The organism is Terrihalobacillus insolitus (assembly GCF_028416575.1).
Taxonomy (GTDB): domain Bacteria; phylum Bacillota; class Bacilli; order Bacillales; family Amphibacillaceae; genus Terrihalobacillus; species Terrihalobacillus insolitus.
In genome coordinates this window covers 1-1,689 of record NZ_JAMQKB010000057.1, presented here as the reverse complement: position 1 = coordinate 1,689, position 1,689 = coordinate 1, and the positions used below count along the sequence as shown (strand labels likewise).

Sequence of the window (1,689 nt, the reverse complement as noted above, 5' to 3'; positions counted from 1 at the left end):
TAGAGCAGCGGTATTATGTCAAGGTAAATATTAATAAACCTTGCTGCTTTGAAGGCGTTGTTACTTAAAAAAGGCAATACTGAACTAAGCCCACCCTAATTGGATTACAATTATTAACATTATAACCAATTAATAGATGGATAGATTCAACTTAGTAAAAAGTTAGCTATTTTTATGTTGAATCCCTCCTTCCTGGTGGTAAATTTGGTTGTTCTTCAGCAGGTAAAAGATCAACCGCACTAGTTTACGAGCTGTAAGCGCAAGGGCACGTTTCTCGGCAAATTGTTTCGGCTCCGCTAGCTTTTTGGCATAATACTGTGCGTAAACAGGGTCGTGCACCCGAACACTGTTTGCTGCCTCCACGAGGTAGTATTTGAGATAGCGGTTGCCGGATTGAATCAGCCGTGTTCGTTTGGCAGTAAAATCACCGGATTGGTTTTGGTTCCAGGCCAACCCGCCGAATTTAGCCAACTGTTGCTGGTGTTTAAATTCCGCAATATTGACTTCCGCTAGGATTCCGGAGGCGAATATAGGGCCAATCCCGGGAACGGTTTCCAGCGTTTGAGGGATCGTTTCCAAATGGTCTACAATCGCCTTTTTCAACACTTTCAGTTGTTCCTGTACTGTCCGGATGACACGAATACTGGAAGCCATCGCCAGATTAACAGAGTCTGCCATCGAGTCTGGCAAACGATAGGAAGAACGCGCTGCCTTTTTTAACGAACGGGCAACAGCTTCCGGATCATCAAAGCGATTTTTGCCGTGAAGCACAAGGAAGTCAATTAGCTTGTCCACAGGCATGCCGGCCAAGTCTTCAACGGATTCGAATTCCTCCATGACGGCTAGGGAGGTGGCTCCCAACTTGTTGCGTTTGAAGGGACCAGTAATCGAATAGTCACTGAACTTCAAATACAAGTTGGTCATGAGGAAATTGCTTTCCCGTGTTAAATCCTGCATCAGATGGTAGCGCGTACGTGTCAGCCGTTGTAAGGCCATTTGTGGCTCGCTCCATGTAAAAGGATGCGGAAGGTTTCCGGCACGAAGCTTGGCCGCAATGTACCAGGCATCTGCCTGATCATTTTTGGGAGCGTCCAGATAATTTGATTTCTTGAATTGTTTGATAAGACTGGGATTAAAGACATAGACATTTTTTTCTGGAACTCCAAAATCGAGATGACGGCACAGGTACATGGCAGCGTGAGTTGAGTAACTTCCGGTGTGCTCTAGTCCAAACAGAAGTTGCTCGTATCCGTGCTTTTTCACAAGCTTGGTAATACGGTCTTGTAACTCCTTGATGCCGGGACGATTGTTGGTAATGGTAAATCGGCTAAGCGGTCGTTTCGCTTCGTCCCGGGTTAAGCAACAGATGACGTTGCTCTTACTGCTTACATCAATTCCGACGAACAAGGGTGAAGTCATCGTGATCACCTCCTTTGTTTAAGGGTTGTAGCGCCTACGATGCTGAGATGTCCCTGGAAAACCTATGAACGACAGCCTTGCGAGCTATTGGAATACACCGGGGGCTGACAGTGCACGTGCCTCCCTCTGCTTTGCAGGAGGGTCAACCAGCCGGGAAACAGTCAGCGTGTAGGTCTATAACATAGGGCCAGGGGAACACTCTAAATTCGGAAGACACCCAAGTTTTGGGGCAACAGGAGGAATCGGAACATTCCCTTGGTAGGACACTAC

Annotated in this window: 1 protein-coding gene; it reads right to left on the bottom strand. The window is 46.9% G+C overall.

The features are described from left to right. Positions 1–162: 162 nt before the first annotated feature. Entirely contained in the window at positions 163–1,419 is a 1,257-nt protein-coding gene (locus NC797_RS18215; protein WP_272438211.1) for an IS110 family RNA-guided transposase, read from the bottom strand. Positions 1,420–1,689: the final 270 nt, after the last annotated feature.

What these genes read in the sequence shown, in the direction of transcription:
- NC797_RS18215 (WP_272438211.1), bottom strand. Translation starts at nt 1,419, where the DNA reads ATGACTTCACCCTTGTTCGTCGGAATTGATGTAAGCAGTAAGAGCAAC.